The sequence below is a fragment of the Psychromonas sp. SP041 genome (genome assembly GCF_000470315.2).
Taxonomy (GTDB): domain Bacteria; phylum Pseudomonadota; class Gammaproteobacteria; order Enterobacterales; family Psychromonadaceae; genus Psychromonas.
In genome coordinates, this window is record NZ_CBRF02000025.1 from 60,513 (window position 1) to 78,790 (window position 18,278).

Here is an 18,278-nt window from a genome sequence, read left to right on the forward strand (position 1 = left end):
TTTTAATAAAACTTACTTAGTCACTGCTCTTTTAGTCTTAGGTTTAGTGTTAGCAATGGCTTTAGTCGTTTTCTTAAAACCCGTTGTTTTTCTAGGCGCAGATTTTCTTTTAGAAAACGACTTTTTAAATCCTGCAGGACTGGCTGGTAAATTAATTAACGCTTGTGGTCCATCAGCAATCGCTTTACTTATAATATGCCCGAGCTGATCTTGTAATGGAAATACAAAGCCTTGATAAGTTTGTTCTTTTTGGCTAATAGCATTTAACTGCATTTCCCATAACGCGGTCATATCAGGCAACGTTAGGCTATCTGGCAAGCTTTCAATTAACTTTAGACCAACCTCAGTTGCCTGAATAGTTTTACCGATTCTTTGTAAGAATTGACGCTTAAACAGTAATTCAATAATCCCAGCTCTGGTCGCTTCTGTTCCTAACCCATCCGTTTCTTTTAGTATTTTTTTTAGCTCAGGATCTTTTACAAAACGTGCAATATTACTCATTGCCGCCAACAAGGTTGCATCAGTAAAGAAAGCCGGAGGTTGTGTATTTTTATCTAACACTTCACCACGCTCACAATGTAAAACTTGCCCCTTTTTGAGCGTTGGTAAAAAGCTTTCAGTTTCTTTTTGTGGGAACAGTATCTTCCAGCCATCGCTTTGCTTTGATTTTGCTTTACTAACAAACAAACCTTGGTTTATTTCTATTTCAGCAATGCACTCCGCATAACAATAGTCATCATAAAATTGGCAGAGGTACTGACGGGCAATTAATTGGTAAATATTCTTTGAAACCAAATCTAATGTGTTGGTTGATTTTTTGGTATCCGTAGGAATAATGGCGTGATGCGCATCGACTTTACTGTCATTCCAGGCACGTCCTTTAATGGATAAATTGGCACCTTGCACAGCTTCTTGCATCGCACTGTCGTTATTCGCAATTGCTTGAGTAACATACTTAGCCTGTTGATGATGATTACGCGGTAAATAACGCGAATCTGAACGTGGGTAAGTAATTAACTTATGCCTTTCATAAAGTGCCTGCGCAGCATCTAATACTTGTTGTGCGCTATATCCAAAACGTTTTGCCGCATCAATTTGTAAACTAGATAAATTATAAGGTAAAGGCGCGACCTGTTTTTTATTTTTATTAATAAAACTTTTAACTGTAGCGGGTTGATTAGTAATACGTGCCGCTACGTTTTCTGCCAATCCCTTTACTAATACACGGCCTTCGGAGTCCTGATAAGGTGCACAAGCCTCACTCGGTTGCCACTTAGCAATAAAACTAGGCTCATTTTTTTGTTGGTTAATAACCTGGCAGTGTGCGAGTACCTCATAAAATGGCTTACTAACAAACTGCTCAATCTCTTTATCGCGCCTTGCAACTATGCCCAATAACGGCGTTTGCACTCGTCCAACCGATATCACACCTTTGTAACCAGATTTTTGTGCAAGTAAGGTATAAGCGCGCGTTAAATTTAAACCATACAACCAGTCTGCTCGGGTGCGTGCTAAGGCAGACGTTGATAGAGGAATAAAATCTTGATTTGAACGTAATTGTTGCAATGAACGTTTAACAGCATTAACCGTTAAATCACTGATTAAACAACGCTCTACTTGTTTTAATTTATTGCCTTTTACACCACTGAAATGAATGACTTCATCAACGAGAAGTTGACCTTCTCGATCTGGGTCACCAACATGTACCAACTGATCAGCTTGTTTAATTAACTTTTTTAAAATACTTAATTGTTTACTCGTGGTTGCAACAGATTTTAGTTTCCATTTTTCAGGAATGATTGGCAGGTGTTCGAATTTCCATTGTTTAAAACTAGGATCATAGGCTTCAGGATCAACCTGCGTTAATAAGTGCCCAATACACCAACTAACCACATCGCCATTGCCTGCATAGATACATCCATCAGCTTTACGATGTGGTTTTGGCAGTGCATCTGCAACTGCACGTCCTAAACTTGGCTTTTCAGCAATATATAATTTCAACGAACACTCCAACTGTTTTTATAAACAGTATTTTATATAGTGTAATAATTCAAGTTTTAGACGCCTTTATTTGCAACTAGTTTTACTATTGTTTGACTAATCACCAATGATTCTTAAAATACCCCTTAATATTTAAGATATCATTCGCATAGATTAACCAGCATAACTTATTTTATATAAGCTTATTCGAAATTGGTTAATTAGCATGACCTCATAGGAATTGAGATATGAAAATGTCAAAAAAGATAACATCATCATTATGTTTTAGCGCAGCGTTATTACTATCAGCCTGCGACTCTGAGGAAGAGACTGAAAAAAAAATAAGCGAGCCAATGGCGATTGATCTGCAAGCAGAACAACAACAAACAAGCGAAGCTAAACCGACCTTATTAGAGAGAGCGAAAATAGCCGCTTCTGCAGCGAGAAAAACAGATCCCACTAAGTCTTGGGATGCAGTAGGTAAATCTAGCGAAGAAATTTGGGAGAAAAGTAAAAAAACCAGCCAAGATATTTTAACGTTAGGCACAGAGTCGAGCAAAGAAGCCTTGCAGAAAAGTAAAGAAATAGGTCAAGAGATCTGGGAAGGTAGTAAAGAAGCAAGTGCAGAGATTTGGGATAATGGTAAAGGATCTAGTGAAGCAGTCTGGAATGAGAGTAAAGAGGCAACTAAAGAGCTTTGGGATAACGGAAAAGAATCTAGTAATGAACTTTGGAAAGACGGCAAAAAAAGCAGCACTGAACTTTGGGATGAACACATAGAAAAACTAGAGAAATTGTTTGATAGCAACGGTAACAGCGCTGAAAATGATGCCTTTAATAAAGCTAATGAAGCATTTGAGGCCGATGAAATTTAAGACTATTTGCAAGGAGAGTTCAGAGCTCTTTATTTAGAAACTTAATTAGGGTGCAGTGTTTAGAAACGGTATATAGGGCTATATTTAGAAGCAGTGTTGAAGGGGAATATTAGCAGTTATATTTAGGGGGTGGCTTGTTCCAACGAAGTTCAGTCTTTTTAGTAACATTGGCCTTATCAGTATTTAAAGTAGTCGTACAATGTTTAAAATTATATTAGCACTTAAATCTCTATCACTCATTAGGCTAATACAATAAATAACCTACCACTGCTGTTGCATTAACAAGGCTCATAAAATAAAACCACCGACGAAAGCTCACTTTGCTGATTTTGTGATTAAAGACTATTTGACCTAATACACTTGCAGGCCAACCAGATAATAGTGCTAAAACATAAAAGTGTTTTTCTGGTGTTCTTTGCCAATGCTTGATCGCTGCCAATTTATCCATACCATAAAATATAAAACTTAATAGATTAGTAATAGCTAATAGATATAGCGACCACATAGGTAGTCGCTGTATTGACTGGTAATAAAAAATAAAAACGATGTAAGCAGTGGAGATCAGCAATAATAAAAGGTTTTTCATTTTATTTAGTTTGCCTTTAACACTGTTAAAAATGCTGTTATTTTAATTTTGAAACCATTGCTAATAATGCAGCTTTGATTTCTACACTAACGACTTGATTCGTCACAATATCAAAGTTATCAAAAAAGTTAGGGACGGATAAAGATCCTTTTACATCCGCGGCAAAATAAGTTGCCGAGCCAACAGCAGAGCCTAATACAGAAGATGCACCACCAGGTCCTGGAGAAGTCGCTAACATTAAAACAGGTTTGTCTTGGTATACCTTCATATCAATACGAGAAGTCCAATCAAACAGGTTTTTATAAGCAGCAGTATAAGAACCATTATGTTCTGCAAAAGAGATAATTAAAACATCAGCTTCTGTAATTTTGTCATAGAAATCTTGTGCTTGTTTTGGTTTACCTAATTGCACTTCACGTTGAATACTATAAATAGGCATTTCAAAGTCATTAATGTTTAATAACTCGACATCGGCATCTGGGATTAGATTTGCAGTGTAATCTGCTAATTTATGGTTGATAGAATTTTCTGAGTTACTAGCAGCAAACGCGAGTACTTTCATGTTGAGCTCCTTATGATACCGATGCCACTCAATAGCTGAATAAAAAACTATAAGGGTCGAGGTATGAAATATCACTTAATGAATAACTAATTTTATCTGTCATTACAATTTGTCATGTAACAAAAATGTCATAATATAATGGTCATGTTACTACTATGTAACTGTAAATCAATTCTAATAATATATTTGTAAGCAAACGTGTTATCCACTTATTTTTTATTAAATATGGAAAAGAGCAATGACTATACTCTTTCAATTACCACTACTTTAAACGCACGACATTAGATCACATAGAACTGATAATTGATATCATTATCGAAAACTAATAGTAAGTTTAACGATCCAATTAACACTCTGTAAAAAACCCTTTAAAAAGAACCTTTTCATTTGAATCGATCATTGAATGTAGACTTTAAACCTTTTAAACCTGTTTCAATAACTTCATTTAATCGCAGTAATACCAATCACAAAAAATAGACGAAAAAAAAGGCTAATGTTTCCATTAACCTTTTTAATAACAGATAAAATTGCTATATCCCGTGTAATTTCATTTAGGTGTCATCAAAAGCATAAGATATAAATGCATGATTTTTTGAAACGCCTTATTACAAAGACAATACAGCTTATCAGTCTAAATTTTTAACTATCGAGGTAATCTAAATCGTCGTAATCATCACCTAATAAATCTTTTAAACGTCTTCTTTCTTTAATTTCTTCAATGCTACGGCGAACTCGCCCTCTTTTTCTATCATTCATTAATGCTTGTTTCTTTTTAGTTGAAGAATTGTCTTCATCCCAATCGTCTTCAGTAAAAAAGTCATTCACATCTTGTACATCATCGTCTTCAGTTTGTAGAGAGTTTGTGTTGGTATTTGTCATTTTAGTTCTCCAATCATGACAGTATTGCTAAGCCTTTATCGGCTTTTTATAACTACAAAAAAATTGTTTTTAATACGTAACGTATAGGCGCTTTTTATCTTCAATTAAATAAAAAACTATACCCTCTCTTTTTAACGCATTATTCAAAAAATTCAATAAAAATATTCAATTTAGATTAACTTAAAATTCAATTTCTATAAAATATGAGATTAGAACGTTATTTTGATGATAATTTCGACCATTAATGATCAATTATTTTATCATATTTATAAGTTCAGCTTAATGCTCCGACCACCTCTCTCAGGTAATATACAAAAGGGCCATAAGCAGTTACATTAGCAGACTAATTTCGATAATTATAAAAGGGTGAATATGCAGTTTTCAACTTTAGGCAGTAGTGACGAATCCGTTTCTCGTGTTTGTTTAGGCAGTATGACTTGGGGATTACAAAATAATCAGCAAGATGCCGACCAACAAATTGCCTACGCATTAGCACAAGATATTAACTTTATTGATACTGCAGAAATGTATGCGGTTCCGCCTTCTGCAGAGACTTACGGTAAAACAGAATCAATTATTGGGCATTATTTGAAAAAGAATAGTAGCCAACGTAAAGACATCATATTAGCGTCTAAAATTGCAGGACCAGGTTTGCCTTGGGTAAGAGAAGGAGGTCCTATTACTGGCGAAACTGTTATCAGTTCAGTAGAAGCCTCTTTAAAGCGATTACAAACAGATTATATCGACCTTTATCAATTGCATTGGCCAAACCGTCAAACACCTCATTTTGGTCGTAATGCACCAAATCATTTTAAATTTTCTGATAGTGATAGCGCAGAACAAACTGAATCGATGTTAGATATTTTACAAGGTTTAGAGAAATGTGTGAAAGCAGGAAAAATTCGCCATTGCGGCTTGTCTGACGATACCCCATGGGGCATTAATAGCTTCTTAAAACTCAGCGAACAACATAACCTACCGCGCATGGTCTCTATTCAAAATGAGTTTAGTTTATTGCATGCGAAAGATTGGCCATATTTAATTGAAAACTGTGTGCATGAAAATATCGCTTATTTACCTTGGTCACCATTAGCAACAGGTATGTTGAGTGGCAAGTACCTTAATGGTGCACGTCCTGAGGGGAGTCGCTGGACACTTCAACAGCGCAATGGTCTATATAGAGATACTGAAACGAGTGAAGCAGCAATTAAAGCTTATCAAGAAATTGCAATGACTAATGGCATCACTACTGCAGAGTTAGCATTGAAATGGTGTGACCAAGTTGATGGTGTAACTTCAACTATTATTGGCGCGACAACAATCGCACAGTTGAAAGAAAATATTAATGCCTTTAAAGATCCGTTATCAGAACAAGCTCTGTCGGATATAAGTGGCGTCATAAAATTATATCCTGCACCTTATTAAGTGACGGGTTAAGCGACTAGGCTTATTTACTAGACTTATTTAATTTTTAGGTTGATTTCTTGGTTAATTTTTTATTTTATTCGTTAATAATCAACTTAACTAATAGTAGGGAATTTAATCACATCAGCCTTAAATCAAGCCGATACTCTATTGGACTCTTTCCTTTAAGCATCGGCTTTAGCATTTAACTTCCCCCTTATAATTTAAAACCTATCAGTTCAAAAACATTGAAGATTGAATCAATTGAAGTATTGGAATTAAAGTATAGTTATTTAAAATAACGACATTTGGTCTGACGTAATAAGATTAAAATCTTTACCTAAGATGGGTAAAATCGCCTCTGCAATCGGTTTTAATTGCTTGTCGATATATTGCTGATAATCAATGTCAGAATGACAATATTCCTGAGGCTCTGGGCCATTAACCGTTAATAAGTAACCAATACGACCGTTTCGTTGATAACGTAAAGGTAAACCTAATGCCGCATTTTGTTGATCAGCTAACCGCGCCGCCCTTACTTGAGGAGGAATGTTTTTCACATAATCAGCTAATGGACGACGTAGACGTTTGTGATAGACCAATTTATCGTCTAACAATCCTTGTTTTAATTGCTCAATAGTGTCGGTGATATATTCATCGACAGGCATTTCTGAAAAGACTTTTTGATACAATGTTTTTTGAAAGGTTTGTGCCAACTCAGTCCAATCTGAACGTACCGTTTCTAACCCTTTAAACACCATTTTCTCGCCAGACTCTGTCGCAGTTAATCCCGCATAACGTTTTTTAGAGCCCGTATCTTGCCCACGTAACGTTGGCATAAAAAACTTAGAAAATGCCGTTTCGAATTCAATTTCTAAGAAGCAATCTAAATCAAACTCATCGCGCAATAGCGCTTCCCAATGCTGATTGATATCAATCGCTAACTGTTGCCCAATTTCGTTTGCTTGCTGCAGATTTTTACAGTCTTTTAAATAAACAAAAGTAGAATCAGTATCGCCATAAATAACTTGCTGCCCTTTGCTTTCAATAAAGCGCGCAGTTTGTTGCATAATTTGATGGCCGCGTAAGGTGATCGAACTCGCCAATCGTGTATCATGGAATCGACAACCTGCAGAGCCTAATACCCCGTACATACTGTTCATGATAATTTTGATTGCGTGTTGGAAGGCGTTATTTTTTTCTTTCTTTGCCTGTTCTCGTGCACTCGTTAAGGTATTTATAATACCGGGTAAGTGATGTTCTGTACGGCTAAATCGAGCCCCTCTAAAACCAGGAATGGTTTTATCTTCAGCTTCTAGCAACCCTTCTACCATCCCTAATGGGTCAATTTTGAAGCTGCGAATAATGTTCGGATACAAAGACTTAAAATCCAGCACTAATACCCATTCATATAAACCAGGAATGGAGTCCATGACAAACCCCCCAGGTGAATGCTGTGCTTGCACATCTCCTAAGTTGGGTGCGATGTAACCACTGCGGTGTAATAAAGGTAAGTATAAATTAATAAATGCAGCCACCGAGGCACCACGCCTTTCTAACATCAAGCCGGTTAACCTAGCTCGTTGAATCGTATATTCTGCTAATTGCTTATCTTCAAAAATGCGTTCTACTAACAAACAATCTTGTAGATTATAACGAGCAAGTGTTAACGGTTCTTGCTCAAATTGGCGCTTTATTTCCAAGCCTTTATCGCTATTGGTCGCAATTAATTTACCTTCACCAAATAAGCTTTGGCTCACAAACTCCAAGCTATAACTTTCAAAATGTAAACTTGCGTTCTTTAAGGCATCAATACCATCTAACACAACCCGACCATTTAAGATGACCGAACCAGATTCAGGGTCGTCTCGGTGTGTCAGCCATTTTAATGCGCTACCATCACGGCCAATCGTTAAAGGCACATTTAATAGTTGTGCTCGTTTTGCTAATAAACGCATGTCAAAGTTAGCAACAGCCCAACCAATAATGGCATCGGGATCATAGCACTCAAACCAAGTTATTAATTGTGATAATAATGCCCGTTCATCTTTAACCCAGATGATATTGATATCGGTCGCGGCTTGCGGTTTACCAATCATCAAGACGGTATGGTGTGCTTGTTTTTTCTGCCCAACATTCCCCATGCTTAATGCAATACTATATAACTCACTTTGCGGGCTACACTCAACATCCAATGACACCATTTTTAATGTTACATTCGCTTTGATAACATCAGGGTCGGTCTCATTCGCAATGGTTGCATGCTGACACGACCAATAGCTTCCTAGCCACTCTATCTGCCCTGACACTTTCACCAAACCATAGATAAACCGCTCCATTAAGTAACGGTCACTGAGTTTAATATCACCTTCATAAGTGGCAATGCTTTGCTGCATCAATGCTAACTGGCACCATTTATGTAGCTGTTGCTGAAAGGTATAAACAGCGCAAACTTTTTTACCATTAAAGGTTTTAATATCAAGTGGACGGATAAAGTTAGGCTGGCAATTTTCTTGTTTCCAAATGGCTTCTGCTTGTTCCAGTTGATCTTGTTCAATTAAGAAAACATAACGCTGCTGTGGAATAACAAGTCGACAAGGTCCGCGTTCGGTGCTTAACCAAAAAACAAGATCAACGCCATTCGCAGTCTCAATTTGCTGACGTGATAAAATCAAACCAGATAGGGAAGTAATAGAAGATTCATTCATAGGGTGCATCATAAAGCAGTTTATGAGAAAAGGTCATTATTTATGAAAATAAGCTATAGCTTATTGACATTAATTTTTAATGTTAAAGGTTTAATGGAAAATATACATATTGGGGAAAAATACAGAGCATTAAAAAATTTAGAGCTAAGGCTAAAAATAAATAAGGAGCACGAATGCCCCTTACTTTTACAACCTAGATTAACGACGAAGCGTTATACGCGATGACGCGGTAATACTAGATTAAGTAAAATGGCCACTATCCCACAAAGGCTTACACCTTGTAAGCTAAATGAACCAATTCCTAATGCCATACCGCCAATACCAAACACCAAGGTAACTGACACAATACACATATTACGTGGCTGAGATAAATCAACACGATGACGAATCATCGTATTTAAACCCACCGAGGCAATCGTACCAAATAACAACATCATGATACCGCCCATTACCGCACCAGGAATGGTTTGTAATACCGCACCAAACTTACCAACAAAGGCAAGTAGAATAGCAATAACCGCCGCCCACATCATAATTTTAGGGTTAAAGTTACGCGTTAACATAACCGCGCCAGTTACTTCAGAGTAAGTTGTATTAGGTGGTCCACCAAACAATGATGCAGCACTAGTCGCAATACCATCACCAAATAAGGTGCGGTGCAACCCTGGTTTCTTCAAGTAGTTTTTACCCGTGACATTACTGATAGCAAGGATATCACCAACATGTTCAACAGCAGGGGCAATAGCAACAGGAATCATAAACAACACAGCATGCCAATTCCATTCAGGTGTAACAAACTGTGGAACACTTAACCATGCTGCATTAGATATCACAGTGAAATCTAAAATACCAAAAAACAGCGATAACAAGTAACCAACAATCACACCACAAAAAATAGGCACTAGTTTAAAAATACCTTTTGCCAATGTCGAGACGATCAAGGTAGTAATTAAAGACGCAAAAGAGATGATCATAGCGGTATTTTGATCAATCAAAACCATGCTTGCATCACCGGTTTTACCCAATGCCATATTCACAGCAACAGGGGCTAAACCAAGACCGATTACCATGATCACAGGACCAACTACAACAGGTGGTAATAAGCGATGAATAAACTCAACCCCTTTCAGTTTTACAGCGAAAGACATCAGCATGTAAACAACACCCGCGGCAAATAAACCAGACATAGTGGCTGGAATACCCCACGTTTGAACGCCATAAGCAATCGGTGCAATAAAAGCAAAAGAAGAGGCTAAGAAGATAGGTACTTGACCTTTGGTCACCAAATGAAATAACAGCGTACCAATACCAGCAGTAAATAAAGCAACATTAGGATCTAAACCTGTGATCAAAGGCATTAATACCAATGCACCAAAGGCAACGAATAACATTTGAGAACCCGCTAGTAATTGCTGAAATACATTAAGGTTGGCAGTAATATCTTGTTCAGGTTGCTTGGATTGTTCTTCTGAGGCGATGTCAGACATGAATAATTCCCTTTAATAATTTGCAGTTAAAATTTGTCTTTGAGCACGTAGACTTAAACATTCTGTTAAATAAACATGCTCAATATTTTAATAAGGCGATGAGCTGCCTTATTAATTACCTTTAGTACTTATTGCTTCGCACTAATTATCAGTTTTTTATAAAGCTTACAGAGCTTATTTAGTGCCGAATATTTTATCGCCAGCATCGCCTAAACCCGGAACGATATAACCACTTTCATTCAAGTGTGAATCGATAGACGCGGTGTAAACTTCAATATCAGGATGTGCAGCTTCTAATGCTTTTAGACCTTCTGGTGCTGCTACTAAAATTAAAACTTTAATATTAGTACAACCACTTTCTTTGATAAGGTCTAATGTTGAAATCATTGAGCCACCAGTCGCTAACATTGGGTCGACGACTAAGGCTAAACGTTGATCAATTTGGCTTACTAATTTTTGGAAGTAAGGAACAGGCTCTAGTGTTTCTTCATCACGGTAGATACCAACAACACTTACTTTTGCACTTGGAATATAATCTAAAACACCATCCATCATGCCTAAACCTGCACGTAAAATAGGCACTACTGTTACTTTTTTACCTGCGATTTGTTGAACTTCTAACTCACCTTCCCAACCTTGGATTGTTACCGCTTCTAGTTCTAAATCTTTCGTTGCTTCATAGGTTAATAAACTGGCAACTTCACGTGCTAACTCACGAAAACGTTTGGTACTAATATCCGCTTCACGTAATAAACCTAATTTATGTTGGATCAGGGGATGTTTTACTTCAACTACTTTCATGATATTTCTCCAAATGGGTAAAATTTAAAATCGGCTGATAATAACAATATAAAATGAATCAAATTATGTGCTGCATCATTATAAATTGAAAACGCACTTTTTTGTTAAAATTAGTCAATTTTTAAAGCAAAAAGGCCAAGAATTTCTTCTTAGCCTTTTGATTTAAAACATTTCAATATTCAAAGTACACTTCAATGTGTGTCTGAATATAATAAATAACGTAATAAATGGTGTCATAAGTAGTGTAATAAGTAATATAAAACCTAGTTGTTATTTAAGTTAGTCGCGCCAATTTTATGAATCGCTACATCCGCACCATTAAATTCATCTTCTTCACTAAGGCGAATAGGCATGATTGCATTGACTGTTTTATAAACAATGAAGCCGCCAACAACAGCAAATAATACACCTGCTAAAGAACCTATTAATTGGCTCATAAAAGTAACACCGCCTAAACCACCAAAGGCTTCAAGTCCGAATATACCAGCAGCAACACCACCCCATAAACCACACAGTCCATGTAACGGCCATACACCTAACACATCGTCAAAGTGAGCAAATTTATTTTGTACGTAGGTAAATACCCAAACAAATAGTCCACCAGCAACCAGCCCCGTCATTAAAGCGCCGATCGGATGCATTAAATCAGAACCAGCACAAACAGCGACTAAACCAGCTAATGGGCCATTATGAATGAAACCAGGATCTTTTTTACCAATAACAAGAGAACTAATAATACCGCCAACCATCGCCATTAAAGAATTCATTGCCACTAAACCGCTAATACCTTCAATTGCTTGTGCAGACATCACGTTAAAACCAAACCAACCAATAGACAGTATCCATGCACCTAATGCTAATAGAGGAATGTTCGAAGGTGCAAACGCAACGACTTTACCGTTACGGTAACGACCATTACGGCTACCTAAAACAATAATCGCAGCAAAAGCAATCCAACCACCTACTGCATGTACAACAATAGAGCCAGCAAAGTCATGGAAACCCGCACCGAAGTTAACTTCTAACCACTCTTGAAAGCCGTAATTACCATTCCAAATTAACCCCTCAAAGAAAGGATAAACAAGACCAACACATAATGCAGCAGCAATTAGCATTGGGTTAAACTTAGCACGCTCAGCAACACCACCAGATATAATCGCGGGGATAGCAGCAGCAAACGTCATCAAAAAGAAAAACTTAACTAACTCATAGCCATTGTTTTCAGCAAGTACTGCAGCGCCATCAAAGAATGTCACCCCATAAGCTAACCAATAACCAAAGAAGAAATAGACTAAAGCTGACACACCAAAGTCGGACATGATTTTAACTAATGCATTAACTTGGTTTTTATGGCGAACGGTGCCGACTTCTAAAAAAGCAAAGCCTGCGTGCATGGCAAAAACCATGATTGCGCCTAATAATATAAACAAGGTATCTGCACTACTGATTAATGCTGTGACGTGATTTTGTACTGACTCCATAAATTCCCTCTCAAAAGTCCTTAAAAAAAATTGTGCAGAACCATAACTTATCGGTCCCCTACTTAACATTGTTTTATGTCATTTTATGTGACTTTTGAACGTTTATTTGATTCAAAATCAACAATCGAAATAAAAATACGATAAGAATAATGCGAAGATTTACTTCCTTTATAAAAAAAATATATTTACTTAAGTTAATTCAGTTTAAATAAAAAATATAAATCCCAAAATAATTGGCTTATATTGATTAATTTCAATTGATAATGAAAATTACTCAAGCCTCTTCACTTGTTTATATAAAACGCCTTACGTATAGTCCTATTTAATATTTTTCCATTTTTAAACATGTGCTTTTTAATACCTTAGTCGTTATAGGACTCTACTTGCTTTGCTAAATAATTTATCTACTAATGACGACAAAAAAAGATCAGGGAGTGCATCCTCATTATCATGCTTTGCAAATTGTAAACCGGCTGCGTTTGAGTTAAACAATCTAGCTTGGTCACCCTATAAACACACTCCATTACTTCACCCCATTAGTATTACCGTTAATCCTGCTGAATTTGTTGCCGTAGTAGGCCCTAACGGTTCAGGAAAAACCAGTTTATTACGTTGCTTATATCGTGTTAATAAACCTTCTTCAGGCCAAGTTTTAATGGATGGAAAGGATATTTGGTCATTACCTGCTCGTACCTGTGCTCAGCGTATTGCAACGGTATTACAAGATACAGGGGCAGAATTTGGTTTGAGTGTATTTGAGATGGTTGAAATTGGATTAACCCCTAAGTCAACCAGTTGGAAGCGCACCACTGAAGATAGTGAAGCCATTGAAGGTGTATTAGCATTATTGGATGTCTCTCATCTTATTGAGCGTAACTTTAACGCTTTATCTGGCGGCGAACGACAACGCGTTATGATCGCTCGCGCTTTAGTACAAGGTCCAGATATTTTGATTCTAGATGAACCCACCAATCATTTAGACATTCGCCATCAGCTTGAAGTGCTTGAATTATTATCTACATTACCTTGCACTATCATCGTCTCTTTACATGATTTATCACTGGCAGCCGCTTATGCAGATCGTGTGCTGGTGATGAAAGATGGACAGATGCAAGGTTACTCGGCAGCAAATGAAGCATTTACAGAACAACAAATTGAACATGTATTTGAAGTTAAAACTATTATTGATCAACATCCGATAACACAACGTCCGCGATTTTCTTTTTATACAAATAACCAACAGGATTAATTAACCATGATTCACGTTAGTGCCCCATTTAAGTATACCGCCATTGTATTAACGAGCTTATTAGCCAATACCGTATATGCAGCGCAGAGCGATCCAGCGCATTATCCTATTAATGTAGAAAGCTGCGATCGTATTGTCACTTTTGATCATAAGCCAAAAGCGGCGGTGTCAAATGATGTGAATTTAACAGAAATGATGTTAGCACTTGGTTTACAAGACAATATGGTAGGTGTAACAGGCATTTCTGGTTGGAAAACACTCGATCCTGTTTTGCGTGCTGGTATCGGTGAATTACCAGAGCTTTCACCTAAATATCCAACGAAAGAAGTGTTATTAGGTGCAGACACTGACTTCTATTTTGCAGGCTGGAACTATGGCATGCGTGTTGGTGGAGGTGTTACTCCAGATACGCTAGCGCCGTTAGGCATAAAAGTTTATGAATTAAGTGAAAGTTGTATTCATATTATGAAGAAACCTAAAGTCTCAATGGATGATCTTTATAATGACCTAACCAATCTAGGTCATATTTTTAATGTTGAAGAACGCGCTAATAAACTAGTTACAGGCTATAAAAAAGAATTAAAAGACTTCCAAGCTAATTTAGCACCACTTGATCATCCGACCAAAGTATTCGTCTATGACTCAGGTGAAGAGCAACCTTTTACATCAGGAATGCACGGTATGCCAACGGCATTAATTGAGGCTGCTGGCGGTAAAAATATTATTGATGATGTACAAAAAAGTTGGATACAAGTGGGCTGGGAATCTGTTATTGACCGAGCACCGGAAGTTATCGCGATTGTGAATTACGGTGACGTAACGGCACAGCAAAAAATTGATTTCCTGCGCAACCATTCGGGGCTTAAAGATATTCCCGCTGTAAAAAATAATCGTTTTGTTATTTTAGAATATGTTGAAGCAACACCAGGTCCAAGAAATATTCAAGCCATCAAACGTTTAGCTAAAGCGTTTAGAACGGAATAATGAAAAAGCTACCTTCATCTAAAAAGCTAAGCTTTTCAAATATACCATTAGGTTTGCTATTAGTGGGCTTAGCTGGACTACTCATTATCTCAATGGGTATCGCAATTGGTGTTGGCTCTGTACCTATTTCACAATCAACAGTGTGGGGAGTGATTGCTCATAAGCTATCCTTTTCCAATAGTTTACCTAATTGGTCCATAGGACGTGAAAATATTGTATGGGCAGTCCGTTTCCCTCGCACTATTCTAGCCGCTATTGTAGGGGCTACGCTTGCTGTAGTTGGTGCTGCCTTACAGTCGATCACACGTAATCCGCTTGCAGATCCTCATTTATTGGGGATTTCTTCTGGGGCAGCTTTAGGCGCTATTATTGCGTTATTACACACTGGTATGATTTTAGGGCTGGTAACTGTGCCTGTATTCGCCTTTATTGGGGCTTTGTTTGCTATGTTTTTAGTATTAGGCGTGGCTAACTTCTCTATGGCTAACAGCGCAGGTAGATTAGTGCTTGCAGGTGTCGCGGTAGCATTTGTACTCACCGCATTAGGTAACTTATTTATCTTCATGGGCGACCACCGCGCATCACATACGGTTATTTTTTGGATGTTGGGTGGATTAGGGTTAGCACAATGGAATCAACTTTGGTTTCCATTTATTACTTTATTACTAGGGGCAAGCTACCTTATTTATAAAGCAAGATACCTAAATGCCATGATGCTAGGCGATGAAACAGCGAGTACCTTAGGTGTGCCTGTACAACGCTTCCGCTTAATCGTCATTGTGGTTTGTGCACTGCTAACGGGTGCTGCTGTTGCTTTCTCAGGTGTGATAGGCTTTGTAGGCTTAATGGTACCGCATATCGTCCGTTTGTTAGTGGGTGGTGACTACCGTAAAATTCTACCATTATCAGCTTTACTAGGCGCATTATTTTTAGTCTTTGCTGACATAGTAGCAAGAATTATTATTCCACCAGAAGATATGCCTATTGGTATTTTAACGGGTCTAGCTGGCGGTATCGCTTTTGTGTTTTTAATGCGACAACGTCGTAATGTGGCTTTTTAAAAACCGTAAATTTTAGAAAGAAGGCTCAGGAGTATAATATCGCTCATAAGACAGTTGTATAAGCCCATGAGGGTATTAGCAACCTAATTATAATTGATTTAACCACTATTCTTCGCTGTTTAAGTACACTGTCATCAATATATGTCAAAACGCATAAAATAATCCATTAAATTAATTAATAGATTGACCGTTTTTTAATCTTTCACGAACGTCTTTAGGTGAATATGGGGGAAACTTAATTCCCTTACTAATTAAGAGCTCTTTTGTTTTAATAGCCCAACCATAAGCTTTAAATTTTGGAGTAAGAAGATTCCTAGATAGTTTTTTGTTTATTCGATTAGCAATGGTAGCACCTACTTTATTAGGATAATGATAATCAGCACCTAGCTCAATTAATCTAAAAGTAATTTCAAATTTATTGAGTGAAGTTGAATATAAAGCTGAATTATCATTAGTTTTATTAGTTAAATTCAAATCCGCACCAGCGTCTAATAACATATTAATATGGTTCCAATTATCATGGCCAATTGCTCTAAAGATAACAGGGTAAGCATTATGATCAACAGCGTTTGCGTTTCCACCATATTTAAGCAGTAATTCTAAAATCTTATCGTCACCATCTCCAACAATATAAGCAATAGGATGATCATTATTACCGGAAATAAAATTAGGATCTGCGCCAAGTTGTAATGCTAGTTCAATAGCATTTAAGTCTTTATTGATAATCAAGAAAAAAAGAGGAGTAATACCTTCTTTGCCATAACTATTTAAATTAGAGCCATTTTTAATAAGCTGTTTAGATGTAAACTTATCACCCTTTTCGATTTCATTAAGTAGTAAAGCCATATTACTATCAAAATAGTTATTTTTTTTAACTTTACCTCCAAAACTACATGCACTTGTAAAACACAGGCTTAAAATTAATAAAGATCTATTAAAGCATTTAAGATTTGTTAATAATTTTTCTTTAACATCCATTGTAATTATTCCCATAAGTTTCAACTGCTTTAATACATTTATCTTATTATGCTTCAATCTCTACAATAACGATATCTGCATCTGTAGTAGATTAAGTCATGCCTCTCTATGAGATAAAATACTACCCTAGGGAAAGGTTGACAGATTCAACCTTGAAGTGCATAACCACTAAGCAAAAAACACTCAATAAGTAGGTCTTTAAATATATCCACTCTATTGAGCTTTAGCCATTGATACACACGATCCTTTCACAGTAGGACAATCTATTGATCTACCAACAAAACTAAAGGGGAATGTTTTTTTGTTAGTCTGTTAAACAGCTCCTGAATTTTAGGCAAAAAAAATCCTGAACAATAATGTTCAGGATTTTTAATGCGACGCCTCTTGCTGGGCTTGAATCAGCGACACACGCTATACATTGAAAACAGACAGTTAGTTGCTCTACCGACTAAGTTAAAGAGAAATTGTATTTTGGTCTTTTTGCAAAATTAAAGCAAAAAAATTAACTCAAACGAGTAGGCTTTTAAATGTGGCTCTTCTTGCAGGGCTTAAACCAGCGACACACGCTATACCTTCAAAAGAGGACAGTCCGTCGATCTACCAACTGAGTTAAAGAGGAATTGCTCTTTTTGCTAATGTATTAGGGAGAGCATAAATTTTAGGAAAAAAATCCTGAACAATAATGTTCAGGATTTTAAATGTGGCTCCTCTTGCTGGACTTAAACCAGCGACATACGCTATACCTTCAAAAGAGGACAGTCCGTTGCTCTACCAACTGAGCTAAAGAGGAATGGTTCTATTTGTTAGCCTGTTGAACAGTTTCTAAATTTTAAGCAAAAAAAAGCCTACTCATTGAGTAAGCTTTTGAATGTGGCTCCTCTTGCTGGGCTTGAACCAGCGACACACGCTATACCTTCAAAAGAGGACAGTCCGTTGCTCTACCAACTGAGTTAAAGAGGAATGGTTCTATTTGTTAGTCTGTTGAACAGTTTCTAAATTTTAAGCAAAAAAAAGCCTACTCATTGAGTATAATGCCGATCGGTTAAGGATCTAAGAAGAAAACTTGAACGATCTTGCAGATAGAACATAATCCCCACTCTTATTTAAGGTTGGGGATTTTTTTGTTTAATCAAGAAATGGAATTGGTGTATGAATCATTTGAAAATAAAGATGCTTACGACAATGTATTAACAGCGATTGATTCTAAATGGATTGAAGAAGCATTATTTTGTACTCAAAAAGC

The 18,278-nt window shown here is 36.9% G+C and carries 14 protein-coding genes and 2 tRNA genes; 5 read left to right on the plus strand and 11 right to left on the minus strand.

The features are described 5' to 3' along the window. Positions 1 to 12: 12 nt before the first annotated feature. The gene (locus SP041_RS14055; RefSeq protein ID WP_025563807.1) at positions 13 to 2,001 is read right to left on the minus strand and encodes a DNA topoisomerase III; all 1,989 of its coding nucleotides are present in this window, start codon (positions 1,999 to 2,001) and stop codon (positions 13 to 15) included. Between the two features lie 227 nt (positions 2,002 to 2,228). On the opposite strand from SP041_RS14055, the gene SP041_RS14060 reads away from it, so the two are divergent. Next, positions 2,229 to 2,855: a hypothetical protein gene (locus tag SP041_RS14060; RefSeq protein ID WP_025563805.1), complete on the plus strand. Its 627-nt coding sequence runs from the start codon at positions 2,229 to 2,231 to the stop codon at positions 2,853 to 2,855. Between the two features lie 244 nt (positions 2,856 to 3,099). Here SP041_RS14060 and SP041_RS14065 read toward each other — a convergent pair whose 3' ends face one another. The 3 genes from SP041_RS14065 to SP041_RS14075 form a co-directional block, all read right to left on the minus strand. Then, entirely contained in the window at positions 3,100 to 3,441 is a 342-nt protein-coding gene (locus SP041_RS14065) for a DUF1294 domain-containing protein (RefSeq protein ID WP_025563803.1), read from the minus strand. A 37-nt stretch (positions 3,442 to 3,478) separates the two neighbouring features. After that, complete coding sequence (locus tag SP041_RS14070; protein ID WP_025563801.1) at positions 3,479 to 4,003, minus strand: NADPH-dependent FMN reductase; 525 nt, start codon at positions 4,001 to 4,003, stop codon at positions 3,479 to 3,481. 639 nt (positions 4,004 to 4,642) lie between these two features. Further along, positions 4,643 to 4,882: a hypothetical protein gene (locus SP041_RS14075; protein ID WP_025563799.1), complete on the minus strand. Its 240-nt coding sequence runs from the start codon at positions 4,880 to 4,882 to the stop codon at positions 4,643 to 4,645. 372 nt (positions 4,883 to 5,254) lie between these two features. Between SP041_RS14075 and SP041_RS14080 the strand changes: the two genes are divergently transcribed. After that, complete coding sequence (locus SP041_RS14080) at positions 5,255 to 6,307, plus strand: aldo/keto reductase (RefSeq protein ID WP_037048563.1); 1,053 nt, start codon at positions 5,255 to 5,257, stop codon at positions 6,305 to 6,307. Between the two features lie 272 nt (positions 6,308 to 6,579). Here SP041_RS14080 and SP041_RS14085 read toward each other — a convergent pair whose 3' ends face one another. The 4 genes from SP041_RS14085 to SP041_RS14100 all read right to left on the minus strand — a co-directional run bounded on the left by SP041_RS14085 (position 6,580) and on the right by SP041_RS14100 (position 12,763). Next, positions 6,580 to 8,994, minus strand: coding sequence for a DNA polymerase II (locus tag SP041_RS14085; RefSeq protein WP_081695363.1), 2,415 nt, complete (start codon positions 8,992 to 8,994; stop codon positions 6,580 to 6,582). Between the two features lie 212 nt (positions 8,995 to 9,206). Next, positions 9,207 to 10,481 (minus strand): uracil-xanthine permease family protein, encoded by a 1,275-nt coding sequence (locus SP041_RS14090; RefSeq protein WP_025563793.1) that lies wholly within the window; start codon positions 10,479 to 10,481, stop codon positions 9,207 to 9,209. Between the two features lie 174 nt (positions 10,482 to 10,655). Beyond that, entirely contained in the window at positions 10,656 to 11,282 is a 627-nt protein-coding gene (gene upp, locus SP041_RS14095; RefSeq protein ID WP_025563791.1) for a uracil phosphoribosyltransferase, read from the minus strand. 263 nt (positions 11,283 to 11,545) lie between these two features. Further along, positions 11,546 to 12,763 carry an ammonium transporter gene (locus tag SP041_RS14100; RefSeq protein ID WP_025563789.1) on the minus strand — a complete coding sequence of 406 codons (1,218 nt, stop codon included), beginning with the start codon at positions 12,761 to 12,763 and terminating at the stop codon, positions 11,546 to 11,548. Positions 12,764 to 13,151: 388 nt separating this feature from the next. Here SP041_RS14100 and SP041_RS14105 point away from each other — a divergent pair, with 388 nt between their 5' ends. From SP041_RS14105 to SP041_RS14115, 3 genes are read left to right on the plus strand one after another with little or no spacing between them, the layout of a single operon-like run. Continuing rightward, positions 13,152 to 14,012: an ABC transporter ATP-binding protein gene (locus SP041_RS14105; RefSeq protein WP_025563787.1), complete on the plus strand. Its 861-nt coding sequence runs from the start codon at positions 13,152 to 13,154 to the stop codon at positions 14,010 to 14,012. Between the two features lie 6 nt (positions 14,013 to 14,018). Further along, complete coding sequence (locus tag SP041_RS14110) at positions 14,019 to 14,996, plus strand: ABC transporter substrate-binding protein (RefSeq protein WP_025563785.1); 978 nt, start codon at positions 14,019 to 14,021, stop codon at positions 14,994 to 14,996. Continuing rightward, complete coding sequence (locus SP041_RS14115; protein WP_025563783.1) at positions 14,996 to 16,057, plus strand: iron ABC transporter permease; 1,062 nt, start codon at positions 14,996 to 14,998, stop codon at positions 16,055 to 16,057. The genes SP041_RS14110 and SP041_RS14115 overlap by 1 nt, the downstream gene beginning before the upstream one ends. A gap of 171 nt (positions 16,058 to 16,228) precedes the next feature. Here SP041_RS14115 and SP041_RS14120 read toward each other — a convergent pair whose 3' ends face one another. The 3 genes from SP041_RS14120 to SP041_RS14130 all read right to left on the minus strand — a co-directional run bounded on the left by SP041_RS14120 (position 16,229) and on the right by SP041_RS14130 (position 17,995). Then, positions 16,229 to 17,035 carry an ankyrin repeat domain-containing protein gene (locus tag SP041_RS14120; RefSeq protein ID WP_025563781.1) on the minus strand — a complete coding sequence of 269 codons (807 nt, stop codon included), beginning with the start codon at positions 17,033 to 17,035 and terminating at the stop codon, positions 16,229 to 16,231. A gap of 701 nt (positions 17,036 to 17,736) precedes the next feature. Further along, positions 17,737 to 17,825, minus strand: a tRNA-OTHER gene (locus SP041_RS14125). An 81-nt stretch (positions 17,826 to 17,906) separates the two neighbouring features. Then, positions 17,907 to 17,995: transfer RNA gene (locus SP041_RS14130), tRNA-OTHER, on the minus strand. Positions 17,996 to 18,278 lie beyond the last annotated feature (283 nt).